The sequence below is a fragment of the Bacteroidales bacterium genome (assembly GCA_018334875.1).
Classification (GTDB): domain Bacteria; phylum Bacteroidota; class Bacteroidia; order Bacteroidales; family UBA12077; genus JAGXLC01.
In genome coordinates, this window is record JAGXLC010000032.1 from 1 (window position 1) to 26124 (window position 26124).

The window sequence follows — 26124 nt, forward strand, 5'->3', positions numbered from 1 at the left end:
TGTGAAAACCAGAGGTGAAGCCTGTCGGGAAGCCGTATGAGGGAAAACCTCACGTACGGATTTGAAGAGGGGGGAAGGCGAGTTGGACTATAGTCTCGCCTTGCTCTACTCTACTGGTTCAAAAAAAATTACAACACCTATGAGCATGATACTTATCATCAGGTTAAGGGAAATTTGTTTGCAGCTATAGCTGCGGTGAGAATAATGCAGGCTAAGATGTTATCCCTTCTTTTGATAAACAACCACATTCCATTGATGAATGACTTCCATTAATAATTAAATCCTGCCAACTTTGTAAAAATACAAAGCAAACACAGTAAGCATCTCTCAAAAAAAGCAGATTCTTATTATTATATTTTACAGAATCGTGACTTATTATATTTAATATGAACCGCTCATTTGCAATCTTGATTTTTATTGTTGCTGTTTTTGGTCATTTCAGTTTTGGCCAGAGGGTGGAACGAATAGATCTAACTTCCAACAGGGAAACAGGGTTTCGGGTAGTTAAAAAAAAGGTAGATGGCATACAAGCGGTTAATAAAGTTGGGGCAATACGGCTGGTTGATAAGTCTACCCCGGAAGGATTATTCAAGGCAATAGAGAGCGAAGGATTCGTAAAATCATTTCGTAAAGGTCATCCGGATCTTCCTTTTAAAACCAGGCTGCTTCAGATACCTGCTGGCGCAAGTGTAGAGTTGAAGATTGAAGGATACGATGAGGAAATTGTTCAACTGAAAGAGAGGGGAATTCATCAGAAGATAATGCCTGCTCAACCTTCCAGACCGAAGAAACGGGAAGGTAAGGAAAAATTTTATTATGATGAACAGGTATATAAGACCAACCGTTTTCTGGGCAAAGAGTTGGTTAAGTTTGAAGAGATCGGAACGATGCGGAATATACGGCTTGGAAGATTGGAAATATCTCCCTTTCAATATAATCCGGTAAAAAATCAACTGAAGGTGATCCGAGACCTTCAGTTTACAATTTCTTTCACAGGAGGAAAGACAAACAAAGATGGATTGGAAGTAAAAGGTACTTCCAATCCTTATTATAAGCTGGTAGAGAATAATACCATCAACAATACCCAGACCAAAGAAGTCAGCAATGAATCATCCGGGGACGCTCCTTTCACCTATGTGATCGTTTCCCCTCCGGAATTTGAAGATCACCTCCAGCCTTTTATCGAATGGAAAGAAAAAAAGGGGTTTCATGTAGTTGAGGGATATACCGATTCCATAGGCAGTTCAAAAGTGGAGATAAAGGATTTTTTGAAACAGTTGTATGAAAAGCCCGCTCAAACACCTCCCAGTTTTGTTCTGCTGGTTGGTGACATTGCTCAGATTCCTTCCTGGCCCAGTAGAGTCGGTGGTTCTCATGTAACCGATCTTTATTATTGCGAATATACCGATGACCATTTACCCGAAGTATTTTACGGTCGTTTTCCTGCTACAGATACTTCCCAGCTAAAAACAATGGTAAATAAAACATTGGAGTATGAGAAGTATGGCATGTCTGATCCTTCTTACCTGAATAAAGCATTGCTTGTAGCGGGAGAGGATGAAGAATACGAAGATCCCTATGGGAATGGCCAGATGAATTATGGGACTGATTATTATTTTAATGCGGATAATGGAATCGTGGCACGGGCATTTCTTCAAGATCCTCCTGAGGGGAATGAAGCTGTTAGTGATTCAATAATAAATAATGTAAATAGGGGGACGGGATTTGTCAACTATTCAGGCCATGGTATTTCCGAGGGTTGGTCCGATCCTTCCTTTAATCTGGAGGATATCTCCTCCCTTACCGATAATGGCAAATATGGGCTTTGGATCAGCAACACTTGCTGGACTTTGAAGTTTGATGAACCCGAATGCTTTGGTGAAGCTGCCCTGAGGGCAGAGAATAAAGGGGCTGTCGGAGCTATTGGAGCTTCCGGTGAAACCTTCTGGGATGAAGATTATTGGTGGAGTGTTGGATTGACAAGTAACATTGTGGCCCATCCAACCTATAAGGAATCGGGGTTGGGAATGTATGACAGGATGTTTCATACCCACGGGGAAGATCCATCTGAATGGTATATTACCCAGGGGCAGATGATTGCTGCAGGCAACCTGGCAGTGGAATCCTCAGCATCTTATTACAATGACTTTTATTGGGAAGTGTATCATTTGATGGGCGATCCCTCTTTGATGCCTTATTTTAGAATACCGGATACATTATCTGTTTCACATTTCCCTGATGAATTTATTCTTGGCATGGACGCTTTAACAGCAAGCACTGACCCTTTTACATATGTAGCAATTTCATATAATGGCAAATTACTGGATGCAGGGCTTGCTGATGAAACCGGTACAGTTACCCTCTCGTTTCCAAAACTGCAAAGGCCGGGGGAAATTGAGCTGTTGGCTACTGCACAAAACAAACAACCCTATAAAAAGAGCATTGATGTAAAAGCTGCTGATCAGCCTTATTTAATATTAGAAAGTACCACCTTCCGTGATTCAGCAGGTAATGTTGATGAAAAGGTTGATTATGTTGAAACTGTAGGGTTGGATGTCGTGCTTGAAAATGTAAGTGATTCTTTTGCCGCCTACAACGTAACGGACAGCCTTTACACCAGCGATCCTTATATTGAACTGACCGAATATTATAAGCAGTGTGGCCACGTACCACCTGATACACTTTCAGAGAAGATAAAAGGGTTTGAATTTACAGTCAGCGATTCCGTTGAAGATCAGCATAAAGCTTTGATAAATATGGACATCAGGGGAGAGGATGAACAGGGAACTCAATATGTGTGGCATTCAAAATTCCGGTTCACTATTGATGCACCTTCTTTGAAAATAGGAGACTTGATCCTGGATGATGGTCCCGGCGGGAATGATTCTCTCGATCCGGGTGAAACTGTTGATTTACATGCCGTGATCCATAATGAAGGACATGCCTCCGTTAAAAACGTCAAGGGGACATTAAATATTAGAAATGACAGGGACTACCTTTTTGTCAATGAATCGGAAGATGAAATGGAACTTATTGAAGCGGGTGCGTCAGATACGCTTACATTCCGTATTACTGCAGACCCGGACGCGCCGGAAGGAGTTCCGCTCTACTGGAGAATTAATGTGAGTGGAGGTACAGAAAGCCAATATCGGGCTTCTGACAGGAGAAGGATTATTCTCGGCACGTCCCCTGCTTACCGGATCAGTGAAGGCGACACCATACATACGAACTACGGACTGTTTTTTGATTCCGGCGGATCCAATGAAAATTACGGGAATGGTGAATATAGCAAAATTACGTTCAAACCGGCGGACAGAAGATATAACTTAACAGCAGATTTCAAATCATTTGATGTGGAAGCTCATTTTGATTCATTGCGTATTTTTGACGGCACTTCTGTTGAAGCCCCGTTAATTGGGAAATATGACAATGACAATAAGCCTGATCTGATCAGTGCAAAAAATGATTCAGGAGCACTCACTTTTGATTTTCAGTCGGACGGTTCTGTTACCGGCGCGGGATGGGATGCTGAAATCATGTGTTTACCCAGAGATACGGTAATATTTAGAATCGGGAACGGTAAGTCAGGGATTAAAGGTGTTAAGATAGGTATTGACGGCAATACGTATGAAACAGATTCCGGTGGTGAGGTTTCCTTTGTATTGAATGAGGGAACCTATGAATACGCTATCAATAAGGAAGGATACCAGAATGTTACCGGAATTCTTGAACTTGAAGGTAACATAGAAAAAGAATTTGTTCTCAGGAAAACGGTATATGATGTTTCATTTGCATTGTACGGAGCGGACGGAGAAATTCTTTCGGATGAAGGTGAAGTTATTCTGGATGATTCATCCGAGTCCACCGAGCAAAGCTACTGTACTTTTAAAGACATTTGGAGTGTAGGGAAACATTCCTATCAGGTCAACGTTCCCGAATACCACACGGATTCAGGGAGCTTTTATCTGAATTCCGATACGACAATCAACATCGTTTTAGAAAAAATTAAGTACCCCGTCAACTTTACTGTATTGGATGAAGAAGACCAGCCTTTGGACTCGGTAAGCGTTAAGCTGGACACCCTTAACCGATATACCGATAAAACCGGAAAGGTTGATTTTCTATTGGAAAAGGGAATTTATCCGCTTCACCTTTATAAAGATTCTTATACAGAGTACAATGATGATTTGCAGATTGATGATACCACTTCCATGACGATTAAATTATCCAGGTTTTATACATTGGCATTTAAAGTGGTGCGTAAAAAGGATAGTGAGGCCGTATCGGGTGCCCAAATTCATATTGATACCATGGATCTGCGGACAGATTCAATTGGTGAAGCCACAACGGAGCTGACCAGGGGAGTATATGAGTATACGGTAGAAGCAAGTGGTTACGAGCAATATCAGTCAACAGTTAGGATGAGTCAGGATAGTAGTATACAAGTGGGTTTGTTTGAAATTAATTCGGGGCAACAAAAGCTTGTAAATGAAGATATTTTGATTTATCCCAATCCTGCCAATGGAATTGTCAACATCAAGAATAAAACAAATTATGAATTTCTGAATCTCCAGATCTATAACCTTACCGGAAAAATGATTTACAGTAAAATAATTGAAGAAGATCTTGTTACTATTGATTTTAGAGGTTATCCGGAAGGTATGTATCTGGTCCGTTTGAGCAAAGACGGGAAACAAATCACAAAAAAATTGTTGATAGACTAACTGGGGGGCAGTAGAAACATAAAAAAATCCCGGTTTTATTATTCCGGGATTTTTTGTTGGTTTATTATGCAACTTTCAATCTGTGCATATTGACTTTCCCCAGCTTTTTCCTGGCGTAATCAAGGGTGATCTCTATCTCCTCATCCTCTATAGAGGGCATATCGTACATTACGTCTGTCATGATGGCTTCACAAATAGACCTTAGCCCCCGAGCCCCCAGTTTGAACTCAACGGCTTTCTGTACAATGTAGTCCAGCACTTCTTCCTGGAAAGTCAGTTTTTTACCGTCCAGTTCGAACAACTTTTTGTATTGCTTAACGATGGAGTTTTTGGGCTCGGTCAGGATCTGCTTGAGTGCTGACTGATCGAGCGGATTCAGATAAGTAAGCACGGGCAGCCTCCCGACAATTTCCGGTATCAGCCCGTAGGCTTTAAGATCCTGCGGAGCTATGTATTGAAGGAGATTCTCCCGGTCAATTTTTTCTTTCTGTTTACTGGAAGAATATCCTATTACCTGGGTATTCAGCCTTTGCCCGATTTTCTTTTCGATACCATCGAAAGCCCCGCCACAGATAAAAAGGATGTTGTTGGTATTTACCTGGATCATCTTCTGATCGGGGTGTTTCCTTCCACCCTGGGGAGGAACGTTGATGGCAGACCCTTCCAGAAGTTTCAGCAGACCTTGCTGCACGCCTTCTCCTGAAACGTCTCTGGTTATGGATGGATTATCCCCTTTCCGGGCGATTTTGTCAATTTCGTCGATAAAAACGATGCCCCTTTCCGCAGCCTCCACATTATAATCGGCCACCTGGAGCAGTCTGGAAAGAATGCTTTCAATATCCTCTCCTACATACCCGGCCTCGGTTAATACCGTAGCGTCAACGATGGTAAACGGTACCTGGAGCATTTTTGCAATGGTCCTGGCCAAAAGTGTTTTCCCGGTGCCGGTTTCTCCCACCAAAACGATATTTGATTTGTCGATCTCTATATCCTCTTTTTGGTTGCTGCTATAATGCATGAGCCTTTTGTAATGGTTATAAACCGCCACCGAGAGATATTTTTTGGCCTCTTCCTGACCGATTACATATTGATCCAGGAATTCCTTGATTTCAGAAGGTTTTAGTAACTGAATCTCGTTGATGTCAAAATCATTTTTCTTTTTAACTTCTTCCTGGACGATACTATAGGCCTGCTCTATACATTTGTCGCATATATGACCGGATATTCCTGCAATAAGTAAATTTGTATCCTTTTTTTCTCTACCGCAAAATGAGCACTTTTCCATAGTCACTTATATCCTTCTCGTGTTTTTTTATTAAAATTCCTTATTCAATTCAGTTTATTGAACGTTTATTCATTTTCTTCCTCTTCATCTTTCGTACGCAGAAGCACTTCGTCAACCATTCCGTATTTTTGGGCTTCTTCAGCGGTCATCCAATAATCCCTGTCAGAGTCTTTTTCTATTTTTTTATAAGTATTGCCCGAATGTTTGGCCAGTAGATTATACAGCTCTTTTCTCAGCTTTAATATTTCCCTGGCTGTAATTTCGATATCGGCGGCGGCACCTTCTGCACCTCCCATGGGTTGATGAATCATGACCCTTGAATGGGGAAGGGCGGATCTTTTGCCCGGTGCTCCGGAAGCAAGAATCACAGCACCCATAGATGCAGCCATGCCTGTACAAATGGTTGATACATCAGGATTAATATATTGCATTGTATCATAGATGCCTAATCCGGAATGTACAGCTCCACCCGGTGAGTTCAGATAAATCTGAATGTCTTTGGCCGGGTCGGTCGATTCCAGAAAAAGCAACTGGGCCTGAATGATATTCGCAACATCATCATTGATGGGTACACCCATAAAAATAATCCGGTCCATCATCAGCCTGGAAAAGACATCCATCTGGGCTACATTTAATTGTCTTTCCTCGATAATTGTTGGATTAATGTAACCATTATAAACAGATGCATATCGATCCAGGTTCATACTTCCGATACCTAGATGTTTGGTGGCATATTTTCTAAATTCCTTACTTGAGTCCATAGTTGATGTATTATTTTAAAATTAAGTAAAGTTCCTACAAATTATTCCTGTGATTGTTTATTCTGATCTTCCTGGAGCATTTCCTGGAATTCCTCCGAAGTTACTTCTTTTTCTTCCAATGTAATGTGTTCTTTGATAAAATCTACTACTTTTTCTTCGTATTTGCGTTCGTAAAATTTTCTCCGGTCTTCTTCCTTTTTAAGTAACTCGGGAGCATATTGTTCCAGTTGTTCGTCCGGTAAATTTCCCAAACCATATTGTTGAAATTGTTGAGCGGTAACCTGTTTGGCCAGTTCCAGCACTTCATTTTCATCTACCTGGATATCATTTTCCTTAATAATTTTATTTTTGATCAGGTCCCATTTCAAATCTTCCTGAAAACGGGGAAAGTCCTTTTCGATATCCTCTTCTGACAGATTTTCGCCTTGTTGCGTTTCTTTCAGCGATCTTTTCAGAAATTCACTGGGGAGCTTCGGGTTAACCTTTCCCACGAAATATTCCTTTATATCATGAGTCAGCTTTCTTTCGCTTTCGGGTTTCAGGTGTTGCTCAAGCTCTTCCTTGATTTTTTGCCTGAATTCTTCTTCTGAGGTTACATTGCCCTCTCCGTAAATTTTGTCGAAAAGGTCCTGGTTCAGTTCGGCTTTTTCGAATTTCTTGATTTCAGTAATAGAAATCCGGAACAACCCTTCGAGACTTTCGGCCTTTTCTTTATCAATGTTCAGCATGGAGGAAATTTCCGTATCATTGGGAAATGCCTTTTTCAGATCTATGTCAATTTCATCTCCCACCCGGGCGCCTTCAAATTTATTCTTGATCTCCTCCTCCTTGATCACCTGAAGTGAAAGGGTGGCGTCCTCCTTGACAATTCCGTCCTCTTTCGGATTTCCTTCCTCATCCAGCTCGCTGACGTGGGCTGAAATGATTTCATCTTTACTTTCCACGGCATCGATGGGTTTAAACTCGCCGTATCTTTCCAGGTAATTTTCTACCTGTTTGTCGATCAGCTCATCGGTAACCTGAATGGTGTAATAGGGAACCTTATCCTCTTCTGATATTTCCAGTTCAAAATCCGGAGCCATTCCTATGTCGAAGGCAAATTCAAATTCATTGTCGTGATCCCAGTTGATATTCTTCTGCTCATCATGACTGGGCAAGGGCTGGCCTAATATTTGCAGATCTTCGTTTTGTATATATTCTGATATTTTTTCGCTGACCAGTTTGTTGATCTCCTCAATTTTTATGGATCTGCCATACATTTTTCTGATCAGGCTTTCGGGTACTTTCCCAGGCCTGAATCCGTCCATTTTGGCTTTTTTCTTATAATCTTTCACCACCTGGTCTACCCTTTCCTTATAATCTTCAGGCTTAACCTGAACTTTCAGGACTGCATTAAGATCGTCTTTATTCTCTTTTGTTATATCCATGATCCGACTTTTTATTTTCTATTCCATCTAAAAAACCGCTAAAACCTTTTCTTCATGTTTTAGCGGTATGTTTTGACTCATTAGTCAGAGTGCGGATGGAGGGACTCGAACCCCCATGCCCGAAGGCACCAGATCCTAAGTCTGACGCGTCTACCAATTTCGCCACATCCGCATAAAAGTGGTGCAAATATATGTAAATTTTTATTTCAATAGAAGAATCTCCCGAAAAAATCCGTACTTATCCTATTCAAATTCATTGTATTTCTATCAGAACGACCAAAACTGATAACGATAAATGTGGGGTGTTATTTTTTTTAGTTAGATTGATTGCTGATGCGGAATAATTTCAGGATTTAATTAAAATTTCTGAGTTCAAAATTCTTACCCAGGTATACTTTTCTTACTTGTTCGTCTTCGGAAAGCTCTTTAGAGGTTCCGGCTTTCATAATGGAACCCTCAAAAAGTAAATAGGCCCTGTTGGTGATGGAAAGCGTTTCATGCACATTGTGGTCGGTAATGAGTATGCCAATATTTTTGTTTTTTAACCGCGTAACGATTTCCTGTATGTCTTCCACTGCGATGGGATCAACCCCTGCGAAGGGCTCGTCAAGAAGCATGAATTTGGGGTTAAGAGCCAGAGCCCGTGCTATTTCCGTCCTTCTTCGCTCGCCCCCGGAAAGCTGGATTCCCAGGTTTTTCCGGACCCTTTGAAGTCCAAATTCATCAAGAAGCCCTTCAACCCGTTTTTTTTGTTCGGATTTGGGGATATCTGACATTTCCAGAACCGCCCTCAGGTTATCTTCCACAGTTAATTTTCTGAAAACAGAGGCTTCCTGAGCCAGATATCCTATTCCCATCTTGGCTCTCTTATACACGGGCTCACGCGTGATGTCCTTTTGGTCCAGAAATATCCTTCCTCTGTTGGGTCTGATCAACCCCACGATCATGTAAAATGTTGTGGTTTTCCCTGCTCCGTTCGGACCAAGCAAACCAACAATTTCACCCTGTGATACTTTTACGGAGATTTGATTGACAACGGTTCTTGACTTATACCTTTTAATAAGGTCTTTTGTATATAATGTAGTTTTTTCCGGCATTGTTACCTCCCATTTTGCCTCATGACATTTAATTTATTTTATCCTGCCAGGTCTTCTTCCCGTTCTTCTCTTTCTTTCTGCTTTTCAATTCTTCTTGAAATGACAATCCCTACCTCGTATAACAGTACAAGCGGTAATGTCACCAATGCCAGGCTGAAAACATCCGGCGGAGTAATTACGGCTGCCATAATGAATATGATGATGATGGCATGCCTTCTGTAGGTTTTTAAAAATTCAGGATATACCAGACCCGCCTTGCTCAGGAAATAGATCAGTATCGGCAGTTCGAAAATCAGGCCGGCTGCAAGCGCCACTGAGGCAATTGTTCCGATATAGGATTTCAGGTGAATGGTATTGGAAACCTGCTCACTGACCTGATAAGATCCAAGAAAATGCACAGACAGAGGTGTGATGACAAAATACCCAAACAATACACCCATTATGAAAAGAAGTGAACTGAAAAATACTGCACCTTTGCTGTATTGTATTTCTTTTTCATATAATGCGGGTTTGAGAAAACTCCAGAACTCCCAGAATATAAACGGGAATGCAAGTATTACGCCGAGCACCAAAGAAATCATGATATGCATGGCAAACTGCCCGGTCATTTTTATGTTGATGATCTGCAGAGGTGTACGGTTTATACACAGGTTATCCACCTGTATTTTGTCTGCGAGGTTGCACAAAACCCGATTTGTGAAAAACTCCGGGTTTTTCGGAGCCAATATAATATTGCTGAAAATATAATCTTTTGCTATAAAAACTACAATAGCTACAATTACAATTGCAACAATCGAGCGTACGAGATGCCATCTTAATTCTTCCAGATGTTCTAAAAAACCTTGAGCGTTACTTTTATCTTCCTTCATTTGAAATTTCTTATACGATCCCTTCTTTTAAAATATCATGTAGATGGACCATCCCCAGGTATGTTCCGTCTTCCTTTACAATAAGCTGGGTGATATTGTGATCTTCCATCATGTTAAACGCATTTATCGCCAATTCATTTTTTTTAATGGTCTTGGGTTTGGTGGTCATAATATCCCGGGCTTTCAGATTGCTTATTTCGTCGTGTCTTTCAAGCATACGCCTCAGATCTCCGTCCGTGATGATACCCACCAGTTTATTATCGTTAAGTACCGCTGTGGCCCCCAAGCGTTTGGACGATATTTCCATTATGGTATGTTTGATGCTGTCATCGATCCTGACCTGGGGAACTTCATTTTGTTTATAAAGTTTTTCCACCGTCAGGTAGAGTTTTTTGCCCAGTGCTCCGCCGGGATGGTATTGGGCATAGTCTTCCCTGGAAAATCCCCTGTATTCCAAAAGACAAATAGCCAGGGCGTCTCCCATAACAAGTTGTGCGGTGGTGCTGCTGGTAGGGGCAAGGTTATGGGGGCAGGCCTCTTTATCTATCGTGGTTTGGATAATGTAATGGGCATTCCTTCCCAAAAAAGAATTGGTGGTGGAAATCATCGCAATGAGCGGATTGTTCCGGTATTTAAGCAAAGGAACAAGTACTTCTATCTCAGGAGTGTTCCCGCTTTTTGAAATACAGATGATGATATCCTCCTTTTGGATGATTCCCAGGTCACCATGAATGGCATCGGCTGCATGCATAAAAATGGCCGGCGTACCGGTAGAATTCAAAGTGCCCACAATTTTTTCCGCTATTATGGCACTTTTCCCGATACCTGTTATAACAACCCTGCCTTTAGAATGATAAATGAGATGTACTATATTTTCAAAATCTTCGTTTATATAATTTGCAAGATTCCTTACCGACTTAGATTCCTGAATAATGGTTTCTTTTGCCAGTTTTTTTACGTCAAATCCCATATTTTCCTGTTGAGTCTGTCATGATTTTTATCAATTTTGTCAAATAATATGTAAATAAGTGTAACAAAAATTGTGATTGATCAATATAAAAAGAGTAAATTTAAGTCTTAATTTGTTATTTGATTTTGTCAAAAATAAATATTCGCTGCAAAATTAATTAAAAATAAAGTGTAATTGTAAAAATTTAGAAGATTGGAAAAATGAGTGTAGGAGCAGAAATTTCATTAAAAGATTATCTGAAGAATTATTTCGGGTTTGACAGGTTTAAAGGAAACCAGGAAGCAATTATTCGGAGTCTTTTAACAGGGCATGACACTTTTGTTGTCTTGCCTACAGGTGGAGGTAAATCGCTTTGTTATCAGTTGCCCTCTATGATAACCGATGGTACGGCTGTTGTCATATCTCCCCTGATTGCCTTAATGAAAAATCAGGTGGATGCCATGAGGGGATTTAGTTCGGAAGAGGGAGTTGCCCATTTTTTGAATTCCTCTTTATCCAAAACCCAAATGCAGAAGGTTAAAGAGGATGTGTTGAATAAAAAAACACAATTGTTATATGTGGCACCCGAATCGCTCACAAAAGAAGATAATATAGATTTTCTCAAGCAGGCCAAGATAGCATTTTACGCTATAGATGAGGCCCACTGTATATCCGAATGGGGCCATGATTTCAGACCGGAATATCGGAAAATCCGGCCTATGGTCGATAAAATAGGCAGGGCGCCAATTATCGCCTTGACGGCTACGGCCACACCAAAAGTACAGCACGATATTCAGAAAAACCTGGGCATACTTGATGCGAAGGTCTTTAAGTCATCCTTTAACCGGCCGAATCTGTATTATGAGGTTCGACCCAAAAAGAATGCCACCAAGGAAATTATCAAGTTCATAAAGAATAATCCCGGCAAATCGGGTATTGTTTATTGTCTGAGCAGGAAAAAAGTGGAGGAGCTGGCTGAAACGCTTAAAGTAAACGGCATAAAAGCCTTGCCTTATCATGCGGGTATGGATTCGGCAACCCGTACAAATACCCAGGATCAATTCCTTATGGAGGATATTGATGTGATCGTTGCCACCATTGCTTTTGGTATGGGTATTGACAAACCCGACATCCGGTTTGTGATTCATTACAACATACCCAAAAGCCTTGAAGCCTATTACCAGGAAACAGGACGTGCGGGAAGAGATGACGGTGAAGGAAAATGCATTGCCTTTTATACCTATAAGGATATACAGAAGCTGGAAAAATTCATGCAGGGCAAGCCCATTAATGAACAGGAGATCGGTAAGCAATTGCTTTTGGAAACCACTGCCTATGCCGAATCTTCGGTTTGCAGAAGACGTCAGTTATTGCACTACTTTGGTGAGGAATATCATGAAAAAAATTGTCAGAACTGCGATAATTGTATCCATCCCAAAGAACAATTTGAAGGCAAATCGTATCTCATAAAGGTGCTTAAAGCAGTGCAGGCCGTAAAAGAGAAGTTCAAACATGATCATATTGCCAATTTTCTGGCAGGAAAAGCTACAAATACCATCAAATCATATGGTCATGATATTCTGGAGCTCTTTGGTGCAGGACAAGACTATGAACCTGATTTTTGGAAGACCATTATCCGGAGGGCCATGGTTAAAGGGTTGCTTGATAAAGATATCATCAACTACGGGCTGCTTAAACTGAGTGACAGGGGCAGAGAATACCTGGAGAATCCTTATAGCATTCTGATCGGTAAAGATCATGATTATGATTATATGGACGACAATGAGGCAACCCAGGAAGATACAAGAAAAAGAGGAACCGTTGACAATGAGCTGTTAAGTATACTAAGGGATTTGCGTAAAAAAGTGGCTAAAGAAAATAGCCTTCCTCCTTTTATCATTTTCCAGGACTTCTCCCTGGAGGACATGGCCATCCAGTACCCCATTACTATGGATGAAATGAAGAACATAACCGGGGTTGGCACAGGAAAGGCACAAAAATACGGAGAACCCTTCATCAACCTGATAAAGGACTATGTAGAGGAAAAAGACATTATAAGAGCCCAGGATATGGTTGTCAAATCTGTGGTCAATAAATCCGGGCTTAAGGTCTCCATCATCCAAAGCATAGACAGGCAAATGCCCCTTGAAGATATTGCCAGTGCCAAAGGGCTGGAAATGCCCGATCTTTTGGACGAAATAGAATCCATTGTTCAGTCCGGAACCAAGCTGAATCTTGATTATTACATCAATCAGGTGATCGACGAGGAAAAACAGGATGATATTTACGAATATTTTCTGGAAGAAGCGGAAACTGAATCCGTTCAGGAAGCCATAGATGAACTTGGAGAAGATGAATATTCAGAGGAAGATATTCGTTTGATGAGAATTAAATTCTTCTCGGAATATGGTAATTAATCTGATCTGCTATGGCTTCTGATTCAATACTGGAAATCCGCAACCTTACCAAGAATTATGGTAGGCTGAGAGCCCTTAACGGTTTGAATCTGCACGTCAGACAAGGGGAAATTTATGGTTTGCTGGGCCCCAACGGTAGCGGTAAAACGACTACCCTGAGTATCGTGATGGGTATTTTGAAGGAAACAGCCGGCGATTGCTATTGGTTCGACCGGAAACCCGGTTACCGGTCGCGGCTGAGGATAGGCAGTTTGATTGAAGATCCCCATTTTTATCCCTATTTAACCCTTTACGATAATCTGAGAATTATAACCTGGATAAAAGAGCTACCGGAGTCTCAGATCAACTATTCACTTGGTATGACCGGCCTTCTGAAACGTAAATATTCCAGATTCAGAACACTTTCTTCGGGTCTTAAACAGCGGCTGTCCATCGCGGCCGTTCTTTTGGGAAATCCTGAAGTGATGGTTCTGGATGAACCCACCAAAAGTCTGGATCCCGAAGGGTTCTCTGATTTGAGGGATATTATACAGAAAGAAGCGGAAAAGGGAAAAACCATTATTTTATCCAGTCACATTTTGGATGAAGTGGAAAAAGTGTGTACCCATGTGGGTATTTTAAAGTCAGGAGAGCTTGTTACACAAGGAAAAGTTGAGGATATTCTCAGCGGCAAGGAGGTTGTGTTCATTTCCAGCGAAGATACCGGAAAAACTGCCCGTCTTCTTGACCAATGCCCGTTTATAGAGAAATATGAAAAGCAGGATAGCAAGGAATATAAATTGCTTTTGAATAAGAAAGGATCTCCCGCAGAGCTCAATAAATACTTTTTTGATCAGGGAATCGTACTTTCAAAACTGGTAAAACAAAAGAATACCCTGGAATCGGAATTTTTACAACTGATGAAATAAGAAACAGATGAAGAAATTGATTCATGTTGAAAATATCAAAACATTTTCTTCGAATACCTTCAGGGTAATTTTAAGCCTTCACTTTTTGTTTTATATTCTGGTGGTGCTTGCTGTTTCCAGAATTGAGCTAAGCATGGGAGCATTTTCCATCGGCAGACTTTATCAATTTCCCAATGTTTGGGAGTTTTTCTCATGGGTGGCCAGCTGGTTTAATATATTGTTGGGTATATTGGTTATTGTGCTTATTTGTAACGAATTCAGGTTTTATACTTTTCGGCAGCAAATCATGAATGGCCTTAATGAAGGACACCTATTGCTGGGGAAAATTTATATGATCGTCGTTATTGCCTTGTATGCTCTGTTGCTGGTCATTGTTTCATCCCTGGTTTCGGGTAATATTACAGGCAGCGAACCTTTGGGTTTATCTCAGTTTGCCGGAATGGAAGTGGTGGGGGTATATTTTCTGCAAACTCTGGCCTATATGAGTATGGCCATGTTATTTGCCATGCTTTTTAAGAATAACGGGCTGGCAATCGTTACTTTCATCTTGTATCTATTCCCCGGTGAAGTAATTTTAAGAAATCTGATTTTCACAAATATTCAGGAATATTTTCCCGCCAAGCTCATTTCCGGACTTACCCCTTTACCTCTTATGTTCAGGGATCAGGCAAAATCCCTTAAAAGCATAGGAATGGAATTCAATACCGCCCAGTCTGCAGAAGCAGCCATTGTTACACCGCAGGAAACAGTGATTGCCATTGTATACATTGCGGCTTTCCTATCAATCACTTATTGGATACTGAAAAGGAAAAGCTATTGATGCTAAGATTTTTTCTTACGCTTGTTTAAAAGGTAGTTGCATGTTTCATAATCCTCAATCTCTTCAGTGTTTGTCTGAGATGTTTTATCATTTGGGTATGTTCTTTGTTTTTAATTGTCCATAAAGTCAAAGAGATTTGAAAGCGTCTCGTCTGGAATGTTCGCTGGCAAGGCTTGCGGGTTTTGAATGCCAAATGTAGAGGCGTACGGCCGTACGTCTCTACCAGATGTAATCGACTGGCATGAAAAACGAGCGTAACGCAGCCAGCGGATATTATAGACAGACTCTAATTAAAACGAAAACAGGACTCAGGTTATTCTAATTGAAGTTTTTGTATCGAAAGCATCTCTTAATCCATTGCCAATTAATGTGAACGATAATACTGTAAGCATGATGGCCAGTCCCGGGAGAATGGCGAGGTATCCAAGATCTACCAGGATGTATCCGTAATGTTGCTTGATCATGGTTCCCCATGAGGGCACCGGTGGCTGAACCCCAATGCCCAGGAAGCTCAGACCTGCTTCAATCAAAATGGCAGTAGCGAAATTGGCCGCTGAGATGATGATCACCGGATTGATCACATTGGGCAATATGTGGCGGAGAATGATACGGGCTGAATTGAATCCCATAGCACGTGCGGCTTCAACAAATTCTTTCTCGCGGATGGAAATGATCTGGCCTCTGACTACTCTCGCCACCTCAACCCACATGGTTAATCCGACAGCGATAAATATTTGCCAGAATCCTTTTCCTAATACCAGTGTGATGGCAATAACCATTAAAAGGGTGGGAATAGACCATACCACATTAATCAGCCACATGATGAGATCATCCGCTTTACCCCGGAAATATCCGGCAATTGAACCCAGAGTAAGACCGATCAACAAGGAGATAAATACCGAGATGAAGCCAACAGACAAAGATATTCTTGCCCCTATGATCAGCCTGCTTAAAAGATCCCTGCCGAAACGGTCCGTACCCAGATGAAATTTCTTTTGAACCACCTGATTTTCCTGAATTTGCTCTTTTAATTCTTTCCGGGATATTTGGCGCTGTCTTCCCTGAATATCGGTAAAATGATAAGTCCCCTGCGTATAAGTTATAGAACTATCGGATGCTACCGGAAAAACAACATCCACCGGATGGTATTCACTGATAAATTTTTCATCTTCTGCGTGTTCTGAATATTCCTCGAGAAAGAGCCTGCCGTTTTCAAAATACAATTTATTGACCGGCACCATCCGGTAGAGGCTTGTTTTCCCTGTGAACATCATTTCCGGAAAGTTCTTTTCCTGAGTTTTTTCATTACGCCTGATTTTAACCATTGTAACGGAAAACCCAGGCTTTTTTGTGGTGAGGGCAATCTCCTGATTGTTGGCATTGGGGGTGGAATCGGGTGTGATCAAATAACCCAGGAATGCTACTACAAACATGAAGATTAGGAATATTAGGCCTGCCATGGAAAATGTATTGCGGTGGAATCTTCTCCATGCCAGTTTGCCCGGGGATAGCTGTTTTTGCCCGGATATTGACTGGTTTTGCTCTCCTTCCATAATGAACAACAAAATAAATACAATTTGTTCAATTTACATGATAAGAACGATTTTTCCATTCAAATCCCAGTAGCCTTCCTCCCAGTGCCGTAGCTGTTATATAAAACGGGTATACCAGTTGCGATGGCAGATAGCTCAGCAATAAATGATGTTTCCTATAGTATAGGATGAACGGAAACAGAAGGCACGAATCTATAAGGAGCTTCAGCAGAAAGAGTACAGCGACATAATTCACAAATAACGGATTAAAAAACATCATCACAGCACCTGTGCTAATGAGCAGATTGGTTACAAAAACCAGAACGGATACAAATAGGATATCAAAATCCCTGTAATATTTGCTTTTTGATACCCACCGTTTGCGCTGGTTCCAAAAGTCCGTAAAATTTTTTTCCGGTAAAGTCTCCACAACCGCATGGGGGTTCTTGTTGAAACGGATTGTTCCCGGATGCTTTTTTTTAATGGCGAGAAGAAATAGGGTATCGTCTCCTGAAACGGTTTTTGAGGATAATGGATCCCGGAGCTCATTATATATTTTTCGGCTGAAGGCCATGTTGGCTGCATTGCAGAAAAGGGGACGGTTTAGTGATGCTGAGCCGGCTGAAGTGGCCTGCAGACTGATGAATTCCAGGGCCTGAAAATGCCCGAAAACTTTGTTCCCAGGGGTTCTGTAGAGTACGGGACCCAATATCATCCGGGGATTTTCCTTTTCATAGAAAGATACCATTGAAATGATCCAGCATTCATTCATGGTGCAGTCTGCGTCAGTTGTCAAAATCAATGTTCCGGTTGCCTTATTGATCCCATTCCTCAGTGCGGCTTTTTTACCGGTATCCCGGGCAGCATTATGTACAACCCGAATGTATAAATCCGATTCCTGTATCCATTTGTTGATGACAGATAATGTTCCATCGCTGGAATGGTCATCGGCCAGGATGATCTCATAAAGGTGCCGGGGGTATCTCTGAACGGAGAGATGCTTGAGCAGCAAATTGATGTTTTTTTCTTCATTCCTTATGGCAACAACTACAGATACCCGGGTACGGGGAGTTAATGAAGCATGGAGTATAGGTTGTCGTTTTAATTTAAGCCAGCCATAACTCAGACTCAGTATGCAAAGGCCATAAACAAAAAAAACAACAGCGGCTATAGATTCCATAGGGTTAGTAAAGCATTTGATTCAATGGTTGTATTCTAAATTATTCCTGCTAATTTCATAAATTCTAAAAGAAATAATCCTCAAAAAAATATTTTTTATTTTGTAAATTAATTTTTAAACTTGTTTTGTCGAACAAAATTTTTACCCATCTGTGTACATAATAAAATATTATGCGTAATTTGGAACAAATTGGATGTATTTGATTACATTTGCGTCAATTAACTACGAGAAAAGACGGTTTACGGATATATGGACAAGATTAAATTAAACGTACTGGGAATTTCATACAGCCAGACTCAAACGGGAGCATATGCTTTGGTATTGACCGAGGAAGAAGGTGAAAGAAGAATTCCCATTATTATTGGCGGCTTCGAGGCCCAGTCAATAGCAATTCAACTGGAAGGATTGAAACCACCCAGACCGCTCACCCATGATCTGTTTCACAATTTTGCTCTGACGTTCGAAATTAATTTGAGGGAGATCATCATCTATAAACTGGAGGAAGGCGTATTCTATTCCAAATTGATTTGCAACAATGGTGGGGAGGACGTAACCATCGATGCCCGTACTTCGGATGCAGTTGCTTTGGCTCTTCGGTTTGAGGCTCCTATATATACCACAGAGGAAATTCTTTCCAAATCCGGTATTGTTATTGACCTGGAACAGGAGAAAGGTGCCGGTGAGGTAAAGAGCGAGAAGAAAACCAAAAAGACTACCAAAGGTGCATCCCAGAAATACAAGGATATGGATATGGAAGAACTGGAAAGCCTTCTTGAAGAAGCCGTAAAAAATGAGGAGTATGAAAAAGCTTCCGCCATTCGCGATGAGATCAACCGGAGAAAAAAACAATAATTTGAAGCCCGTCCTTTAATATATACATCCCTATGAGATTCATGCAATGCCTTTTGATTGTTCTGTTTTTTATGCCTGTGCTGTCAAAAGCCCAGGGTATTCCTGATAACGAGCATGATTACCTGATCACCCTTTCCACAGATTCCGGGGAAATTAAAATGGTGTTGTACGACGAAACCCCAATGCATAAGATGAATTTTGCAGAGCTTGCTGAAGCCGGAGTTTACGACAACATTACTTTTCACAGGGTAATCGATAACTTTATGATTCAAACCGGCGATCCCGATACCCGCAATAAAACCCGGAACTATGATCCTTCCATTATTCAGGAAAATATTCCGGCTGAGATAAGGCCTCAGTACGGTCATATTTATGGGGCTGTTGGCGCTGCCCGCCGAAGCGATAGTCCCGGCATGGCCTCTAGCGGCAGCCAGTTCTATATTATTGAGAATACCAACGGAGCCGAACATCTGGATAAAAAGTACACGGTTTTTGGGCAGGTTGTAAGCGGATTCAGAACGGTTCACAAAATCGCCGGTACTTCCACCGATGAAAGCGATACCCCGAAGAAAGACATCCGTATGACCGTTAAGGTGGATACCGTAGAGCGCTCAGAAATTGAAAAGTTTTATGATTACGATTACTGAACTTTAATTCTGCTAAATTTATTAAGTATGGGATTGTGCATTTATTATTCGGGCTGTATTAACAAAGGTGCTTTTCTGCCTGAATTAATAAATGAGGTACAAGACATTGCTGAAATTTATAAATGGAATTATACGATATTCAGGAAACAATTTCCTGTTGATTCCTTTGAAAAGGAGTCTCATGACGGGGAAATCTATGGAATCGTTTTCAGTCCACCAAATTGTGAACCTGTTTTTATCACATTTCTTTCAAATGGAAAGATGTCGAGTCCGGTCAATTTGGAAACGTTTGGCAAAGACAGCAATGAAGCCAGAAGAAAATACGTATATCAATTGGCCGTAAAGACCCAGTATGCAGGAATTCATACCCATAAGCTGATCATACATCTTTTTAGACACCTGAATGATAGGTATTTTCAAAATTTTGAAATGACTGATGAAGGTCAGTACTGGGAAACAGGGGATGAAGAATTGCTGCAACAGATGTTTGATCGCTACAATAGATTGATGGAAAATTTTGCTTCCGCTTTGGAGTCTTATCCAATGAGTGAAGGCGAAACTTTCGAAAGTTACTTTCAACGGCTGATAGAACAGATTAATAAAAGAAAAGGCAGATCATCATGATGATCAAACCGGAAACCTATCTTTCTATTCTTAATTCCAAAATGAAACAAATTATAATAATGAGAAGCACTTATATTTTTTTAGTCATTTTTATCGGTATGTGCTATAGCTGTAAACAAGAACCCAATACCAAAATCATTGCCCACCGCGGAGCTTCGGGATATGTTACCGAGAATACCGTTCCGGCGGTAGAAAAGGCTGTAGAGTTGAACAGCGATGCCGTTGAAGTGGATATTTGGCGCACCACCGATGATTCGCTGATTGTATTCCACGACCGGAATACATCCCGTCTGGCAGATGATTCCCTGGTGATCCCAATATCTGCTTACAAAGAACTGAGGAAGCTCAGGCTAAACGGTGGCACTTATATACCTACACTGAGAAATGTTCTGAAGATTCTGCCCTCCGATACGGAGATCTTCATTGAGATCAAATGCTGCTGGGAAGAAGGTGAAGCGGGGCAGGTCTTTCCTATGCTTGGTGACCTGCTGAAGGAAACCGGAACGGTGGAGCAGGCCACGTTGATATCTTTTAATATGGAGAAATTGATAGAAGCAAAAGAATACGTTCCGGATGTTCCCCTTAACTGGCTTACCAGTGAGCAGCAACCGGTTTCCGAACTGGTCGATAAAGTTACCAGCGCAGGGGTTGACGGGCTCGATGTCCACCATAACCTCATCTCGGAGGAATTGATGAACCAAGCCAGGAGCAAAAATATGGATGTATATGTCTGGACCGTTAATGACACTGAAAGAGCAGCCGAGCTTGCCGGTAAATATGGGGTGGATGGCATTACCACCGATTATCCGGATAAGATAATGGAAGCTTTGGAAAGACAATAAATTAAATTATGCGTATTTTCCCGGCCATTGGTTTCTACCGTTTTGTCCCTCCTACGGCTTTTTCCCAGGATATATATCCGGCCCGGAATTTTACCATTCGGTCCCTTGAAAAGGAAGCAACTCTTTCATCTTTTCTGGTATTGTTTTTCCCATAATATGTTAACGTTTGCATTGCTGTTTAAAAGGGTGGTTTTTTCTTTCAAAATGAAAGAACATGTTAATATCAGCTCAGATTGATCCCTTTCATAAAATATCATCGGTAAAGTAAGGTTTTTCTTGAATCTTCGTCTAAAAAGTCAACAATCAATTAAAACCTTACGCATTATGAAATGGAGATATATAACAATTATTTTATTGCTTCTTGCCAATGTAACGCAGGTGAAAGCTCAGGAAGGGCTGATTGCCCACTGGAGCTTTGATGAAACTGAAGGAGATACCATTTATGACAAGACAGGAAATGGCAACCACGGAACTGTTTATGGAGCCGAACGGATAGATGGTGTTTCCGGTAATGCTTTGTCCTTTGACGGAGAAGATGATTATGCCAGGATACCCGGTGACGGGGAGGCTCCTCCTTCTGTATTATCGGAATTGGGGGAGGGCTCCATCTCATTGTGGTTTAAGGTAAATCACATACCCACCAACTATGGAATTGCCCCTATATTCTACTATGGAGCAGAAGAAAAATGCGACTTCTTTGATGCTGCAAACAAAGGCCTGATCATTGAACTGGGGCACAGCCCGATCCACTACGGCTCGGAACGGCTGTACTTCACCATCTGGAAAAACGGCTGTACCTACCCCTCTTTTTGCTATGATTCCAATCACGCCATACCCGAAGGCGAATGGCACCATCTGGTGGTTGTGGTGCGAGGAGACTACAATACGGGTTATCTGAACGGAGAGGAGATGGTCAACCGGCGGTACAATTTTGGTGATGCTTCCTATTCGCAGTTTTTTGCCGATGCCATTGCCCATGAAAAACTGTGGCTGGGAAAAGGACATTGGGATCGCACCACTCAGCATTACGATGGCGCCATTGACGAGTTGAGGATATACAGTAATCCCCTTTCTGAAGCTGAAGTAAAGAATTTGTACAACGGGCAGTCAGTCCCCACTGCGGTTACCTCACCACCTGATGATGATTCCGGGGTCAGGATCTATCCAAATCCCGTATCGGACCGGTTGTTTTTCGATATACGGAATCCGGATGAGGAAGTCAGGCATATTAAGATTTTGGATGTAACAGGCAAAGTACTTGACAATAAAACGGAAATATTTCGTAACGGAAGCATAGATACCAAACGTTACCCGGGAGGTGTCTACTATGCCGTGTTTTACGGAGGAGGAAAACGTTACAGGAAAAGATTCCTCGTCCTGGATTGATGAGATCACGGGTGCTTAAACGGTATATCTTTTAATGTACCATTGGATTTGTGGAATTTTTTAATATTTTTATACCGATGAAATCACTTGAAACGGTTAAATGGGGTACAATAGGATGTGGAGATGTTACCGAGGTGAAAAGCGGCCCTGCCCTGCAATTGTGTGAAGGTTCGGAGTTGGTTGCCGTGATGCGGCGAACTACAGGAAAGGCAGAGGATTACGCCCGCAGGCATCAGGTACCCAAATGGTATGATGATGCAGATAAACTCATAAATGATCCGGATGTCAATGCCATTTATGTGGCAACCCCTCCCGATACGCATCATTATTATACCATAAAAGCCCTCCATGCAGGGAAGCCGGTATATGTTGAAAAACCAATGGCAATGAATTATCCGCAATGCCGGGAAATGATCGGTGTAGCTGAAAAGAATGACCTGCCCCTGTTTGTTGCATTTTATCGCCGGATGTTGCCCAATTTTTTAAAAGCCAAGGAGCTGGTAGAACAGAATGCCATCGGAAACATTCGTTTTGTCAATCTCAGACTTCATCTGCCTCCCGCTCCCGGAGATGATAACCCGGAGGAAAAACCATGGCGCCTGAAACCAGAGATTGCAGGGGGCGGGTATTTTGCTGATCTCGCCCCTCATCAATTGGATTTTCTGGATTATTTGTCCGGGCCCATCGTGAATCCCCGGGGGATTGCCAGCAATCAGGCCGGCTTATATGAACCGGAAGATATTGTGTCCGCAGTCTGGGAATTTGACTCATCATCCGTCATTGGCAATGGTAGCTGGTGCTTTACGGTGAATGAAACGAATGAGGAAGACATCATTGAAATTGTCGGCTCAAATGGGAGTATTGAATTGTCCTGCTTTGACCATGCCAATGTGTACCTTAGACGGAACGAACAGACCAGGACCTTTCGGTTTGAGAAACCCAAACATGTGCAGCAACCGCTTATCCAGACTGTGGTGAATGAACTGCGGGGCATTGGTGAATGTCCGTCCCACGGGGATAGCGGTGCCCGAACCAATTGGGTCATGGATCAAATATTGGGAGATTATTATCTGTGAAAATCTTCAACAGAGCCTGTCAGAAATTTTTTCGTAAACGATAATCCATCTCTCATCAGAAAGGCATGTTTTTTGAACCTTTCCATAAGCATGTATCTCAATTTTCATCCATCCCCATACATTGAAAAATATGGCTAAGAAACTAACATACGAAGAATTGGAGAAGCAGATAGAGGATGTTTTAAGTGAGAGTGAACAAAGATTTAAACAGCTCATCAGGAATTCCTTCGATATGATCGTACTTCTGGATACCAATGGCATTCAGCATTACGTTAGTGAATCCTGCGAATACATCCTGGGTTATAAACCGGAAGAGCTGGTGAATGTTCCGGTAATTGACCAGTTCATTCACCCGGAAGATCAAGAGAAGACAAGGACCGGACTGCTAAATATTCTGAACAATTCTAATAATGGGGGCACACAATACCGGCATTGGCACAAGAACGGCGGCTGGGTTTACCTGGAAGCATTTGGCACGAATCAGATCGACAATCCTTCCATTCAATCCGTAGTGCTAAACGTGCGGGATATTACCGAACGAAAAAATGCCGAGCAGGCCTTAAAAGCGAGTGAAGCCAGGTTGGCCGGGCTTAATGCCACCAAGGACAAGCTATTCTCTATTATAGGGCATGACCTGAGGGGTCCGTTTAACAGCATCATTGGATTCAGCAATCTGCTAACAAAACAGGTTCAGCAAAAGGACTATGAAGGAGTTGAGAGATATGCCCGGATTATCCGGGATTCCTCATACCGGGCGATGGATCTGCTCACCAATCTGCTGGAGTGGTCAAGGGCACAATCGGGAAAAATTGAATTCAACCCGGAATATATCGAGCTGGTAACCGTGATCAATGAAGTCACAGATCTGCTGGATGATTCGGCGAAACAAAAATCCATCACCATTTCCCGACATTTGCCGCATAACCTCCCTGTTTTTGCTGATAAGGATATGGTCCTTACCATCCTGAGGAATTTAATTTCCAATGGGATCAAATTCACCAATCCGGGAGGGGAAATCATGATCCGTGCAGATCAGCAGGATGATCGGGTGATGGTCTCTGTCGCAGATTCCGGCGTAGGAATAAGTGAAGATGACTTCGATACACTGTTCAGAATGGAAAACAGTCGGCCGAAACCGGGTACACAACAAGAGAAGGGCACCGGCCTGGGATTGTTGCTTTGTAAAGAATTTGTGGAAGTGCATGGCGGTCAAATATGGGCGGAATCAACAGAAGGAGCGGGGAGCGTCTTTTATTTTACGATACCACTATAAGGGACAGAGCATGGAGCAAGGAAAGATTGTTTCAGGTTTGAGGTTTAATGTTTAAAGTTTGCCATTTGGGATGATTGAATGATTGGATGATTGGATGATTGAATGATTGGATGATTGGATGATTGAATGAAGAATATTCTGGCAGATTGCCAACTGTCCTTTGCTTACCTGCCAACTTGTTAAATGGAGGCTGAGCAAAAAGTTTAAGGTTTGAGGTTGGGAAACCAAATTTCCTGTAAGTAAAACAATAAAATTAAGTATTAAACCCTTTTAAAGGAGATAATCAAATATAAATTTGTAATTTTAGCCTGCAATGATTGACAGATTTACCCTAATAAAAGAGTTAAAAAAATATCTCAGGAGCCATCTTGGTGATTATATCAAGGATATCATTTTATTTGGATCGCAAGCGACCGGTACTTCCAGTGAAGAATCAGATTACGATATTTTAATTATCGTTCAAAGCAAACCTGACAGAGATTTAAAAAGAAAAATATCTGATTATTGCTATGATATTGAGTTAAAGCATAACATCATTCTGGATACTCATGTACTTTCCAGGGACGAATTAAATGAGATTCGCGGAAAACAGCCTGTTTTTCAAAATGCAATTAAGGAAGGAATATATGCATGACGCTTAATCAAAAGGATGATTTCATTAAAAAAGAATCTGACCAATAGACTTATAATTTAAATACAACCATGTATTACATACTATTCTACAAAACCGTTGAAGATTATATTGAAAAGCGGGCGCCTTACCGCAGCGAACATCTACAACTGGTGCAGGAAGCCCATAGCAGGGACGAAATTGTTATGGCCGGCGCCTTCGATGAACCCGCTGATGGGGCCATCCTTGTTTTTAAGGGAGAAAGTCCGGAAAAAGTGAAGGAGTTTGTGCAAAACGACCCGTATGTAAACAACGGGCTGATCAAAGAATGGTACGTCAGAAAGTGGAATGTGGTTGTTGGCGGGGAGTGAATGAGATACAACATACCTGGAATGATATGGACTTGAGACAAAAAATTGGGCGGCAGGATAATGTGGGTTTAGGGATATTTGAAACGACCAGTTTCTTGCTCTGCTGATCGCAATTATGTATTAGCTAAATTTATAGAGAAAAAATCTTAAACGATATGCATTTAACCGACCAGGACATCAAGGATACGGACCAGATCAAAAGGCTGAACCTGATCAATTCCATCACCGGGATTAAACCTGCCAATATGATCGGCACCGTATCGCAGGAGCAGAAAACCAATCTTGCCATTGTCAGCTCTGTCACTCATATAGGAAGCGATCCGGCACTCCTTGGTTTTATTTCCAGGACATTTGGTGCCTCACGCCGGCATACCTATGAAAACATCCTGGAGATGAAGGTATTTACAATCAACCAGGTTCATTCCGCAATAGCCACTAAAGCTCATTACACCTCAGCCAAATTTGAAAAAGGCA

At 41.6% G+C, this 26124-nt stretch carries 22 protein-coding genes and 1 tRNA gene; 14 read left to right on the forward strand and 9 right to left on the reverse strand.

What is annotated here, in order from left to right:
- Positions 1-455: 455 nt before the first annotated feature.
- Positions 456-4724: a T9SS type A sorting domain-containing protein gene (locus KGY70_04575; GenBank protein ID MBS3774437.1), complete on the forward strand. Its 4269-nt coding sequence runs from the start codon at positions 456-458 to the stop codon at positions 4722-4724.
- 64 nt (positions 4725-4788) lie between these two features.
- On the opposite strand, the gene clpX is transcribed toward KGY70_04575, so the two are convergent.
- The 7 genes from clpX to KGY70_04610 form a co-directional block, all read right to left on the reverse strand.
- Positions 4789-6009, reverse strand: a complete 1221-nt coding sequence (gene clpX / locus KGY70_04580; GenBank protein ID MBS3774438.1) for an ATP-dependent Clp protease ATP-binding subunit ClpX — start codon at positions 6007-6009, stop codon at positions 4789-4791.
- A gap of 65 nt (positions 6010-6074) precedes the next feature.
- Positions 6075-6770 (reverse strand): ATP-dependent Clp endopeptidase proteolytic subunit ClpP, encoded by a 696-nt coding sequence (clpP, locus tag KGY70_04585; protein MBS3774439.1) that lies wholly within the window; start codon positions 6768-6770, stop codon positions 6075-6077.
- Between the two features lie 41 nt (positions 6771-6811).
- The gene (gene tig, locus KGY70_04590) at positions 6812-8197 is read right to left on the reverse strand and encodes a trigger factor (GenBank protein MBS3774440.1); all 1386 of its coding nucleotides are present in this window, start codon (positions 8195-8197) and stop codon (positions 6812-6814) included.
- 90 nt (positions 8198-8287) lie between these two features.
- Positions 8288-8369 (reverse strand) — tRNA-Leu (locus tag KGY70_04595).
- Between the two features lie 181 nt (positions 8370-8550).
- Positions 8551-9294: an LPS export ABC transporter ATP-binding protein gene (gene lptB / locus KGY70_04600; GenBank protein MBS3774441.1), complete on the reverse strand. Its 744-nt coding sequence runs from the start codon at positions 9292-9294 to the stop codon at positions 8551-8553.
- Positions 9295-9332: 38 nt separating this feature from the next.
- Positions 9333-10163, reverse strand: coding sequence for a twin-arginine translocase subunit TatC (tatC, locus tag KGY70_04605; protein ID MBS3774442.1), 831 nt, complete (start codon positions 10161-10163; stop codon positions 9333-9335).
- A gap of 10 nt (positions 10164-10173) precedes the next feature.
- A complete protein-coding gene (locus KGY70_04610) occupies positions 10174-11133 on the reverse strand; it encodes a KpsF/GutQ family sugar-phosphate isomerase (GenBank protein MBS3774443.1) in 960 nt (319 codons plus the stop codon).
- A gap of 200 nt (positions 11134-11333) precedes the next feature.
- Here KGY70_04610 and recQ point away from each other — a divergent pair, with 200 nt between their 5' ends.
- Genes recQ through KGY70_04625 form a run of 3 tightly spaced genes read left to right on the forward strand, consistent with a single transcriptional unit; the run spans position 11334 to position 15257 of the window.
- Positions 11334-13529, forward strand: coding sequence for a DNA helicase RecQ (gene recQ, locus KGY70_04615; GenBank protein ID MBS3774444.1), 2196 nt, complete (start codon positions 11334-11336; stop codon positions 13527-13529).
- A gap of 11 nt (positions 13530-13540) precedes the next feature.
- Positions 13541-14437, forward strand: coding sequence for an ATP-binding cassette domain-containing protein (locus KGY70_04620; GenBank protein MBS3774445.1), 897 nt, complete (start codon positions 13541-13543; stop codon positions 14435-14437).
- Between the two features lie 7 nt (positions 14438-14444).
- On the forward strand, positions 14445-15257 hold the full coding sequence (locus KGY70_04625; GenBank protein ID MBS3774446.1) for a hypothetical protein: 813 nt from the start codon (positions 14445-14447) through the stop codon (positions 15255-15257).
- 308 nt (positions 15258-15565) lie between these two features.
- On the opposite strand, the gene KGY70_04630 is transcribed toward KGY70_04625, so the two are convergent.
- On the reverse strand, positions 15566-16810 hold the full coding sequence (locus KGY70_04630) for an ABC transporter permease subunit (GenBank protein ID MBS3774447.1): 1245 nt from the start codon (positions 16808-16810) through the stop codon (positions 15566-15568).
- A 28-nt stretch (positions 16811-16838) separates the two neighbouring features.
- Complete coding sequence (locus tag KGY70_04635) at positions 16839-17969, reverse strand: glycosyltransferase (protein MBS3774448.1); 1131 nt, start codon at positions 17967-17969, stop codon at positions 16839-16841.
- 249 nt (positions 17970-18218) lie between these two features.
- Between KGY70_04635 and KGY70_04640 the strand changes: the two genes are divergently transcribed.
- From KGY70_04640 to KGY70_04685, 10 genes are all read left to right on the forward strand, one after another.
- The gene (locus tag KGY70_04640) at positions 18219-18821 is read left to right on the forward strand and encodes a bifunctional nuclease family protein (GenBank protein MBS3774449.1); all 603 of its coding nucleotides are present in this window, start codon (positions 18219-18221) and stop codon (positions 18819-18821) included.
- 32 nt (positions 18822-18853) lie between these two features.
- Entirely contained in the window at positions 18854-19468 is a 615-nt protein-coding gene (locus KGY70_04645; GenBank protein ID MBS3774450.1) for a peptidylprolyl isomerase, read from the forward strand.
- 27 nt (positions 19469-19495) lie between these two features.
- On the forward strand, positions 19496-20092 hold the full coding sequence (locus tag KGY70_04650; protein MBS3774451.1) for a hypothetical protein: 597 nt from the start codon (positions 19496-19498) through the stop codon (positions 20090-20092).
- Positions 20089-20934, forward strand: a complete 846-nt coding sequence (locus KGY70_04655) for a hypothetical protein (GenBank protein ID MBS3774452.1) — start codon at positions 20089-20091, stop codon at positions 20932-20934. Before KGY70_04650 ends, KGY70_04655 begins: the two co-directional genes overlap by 4 nt.
- A 324-nt stretch (positions 20935-21258) precedes the next feature.
- A complete protein-coding gene (locus tag KGY70_04660; protein ID MBS3774453.1) occupies positions 21259-22320 on the forward strand; it encodes a T9SS type A sorting domain-containing protein in 1062 nt (353 codons plus the stop codon).
- 77 nt (positions 22321-22397) lie between these two features.
- Complete coding sequence (locus KGY70_04665; GenBank protein ID MBS3774454.1) at positions 22398-23396, forward strand: Gfo/Idh/MocA family oxidoreductase; 999 nt, start codon at positions 22398-22400, stop codon at positions 23394-23396.
- Positions 23397-23526: 130 nt separating this feature from the next.
- A complete protein-coding gene (locus KGY70_04670) occupies positions 23527-24669 on the forward strand; it encodes a PAS domain S-box protein (GenBank protein ID MBS3774455.1) in 1143 nt (380 codons plus the stop codon).
- A 313-nt stretch (positions 24670-24982) separates the two neighbouring features.
- Complete coding sequence (locus KGY70_04675) at positions 24983-25303, forward strand: nucleotidyltransferase domain-containing protein (protein ID MBS3774456.1); 321 nt, start codon at positions 24983-24985, stop codon at positions 25301-25303.
- 68 nt (positions 25304-25371) lie between these two features.
- A complete protein-coding gene (locus tag KGY70_04680; protein MBS3774457.1) occupies positions 25372-25650 on the forward strand; it encodes a YciI family protein in 279 nt (92 codons plus the stop codon).
- Between the two features lie 155 nt (positions 25651-25805).
- The coding region (locus KGY70_04685; protein ID MBS3774458.1) for a flavin reductase at positions 25806-26124 on the forward strand (319 nt) is incomplete at its 3' end.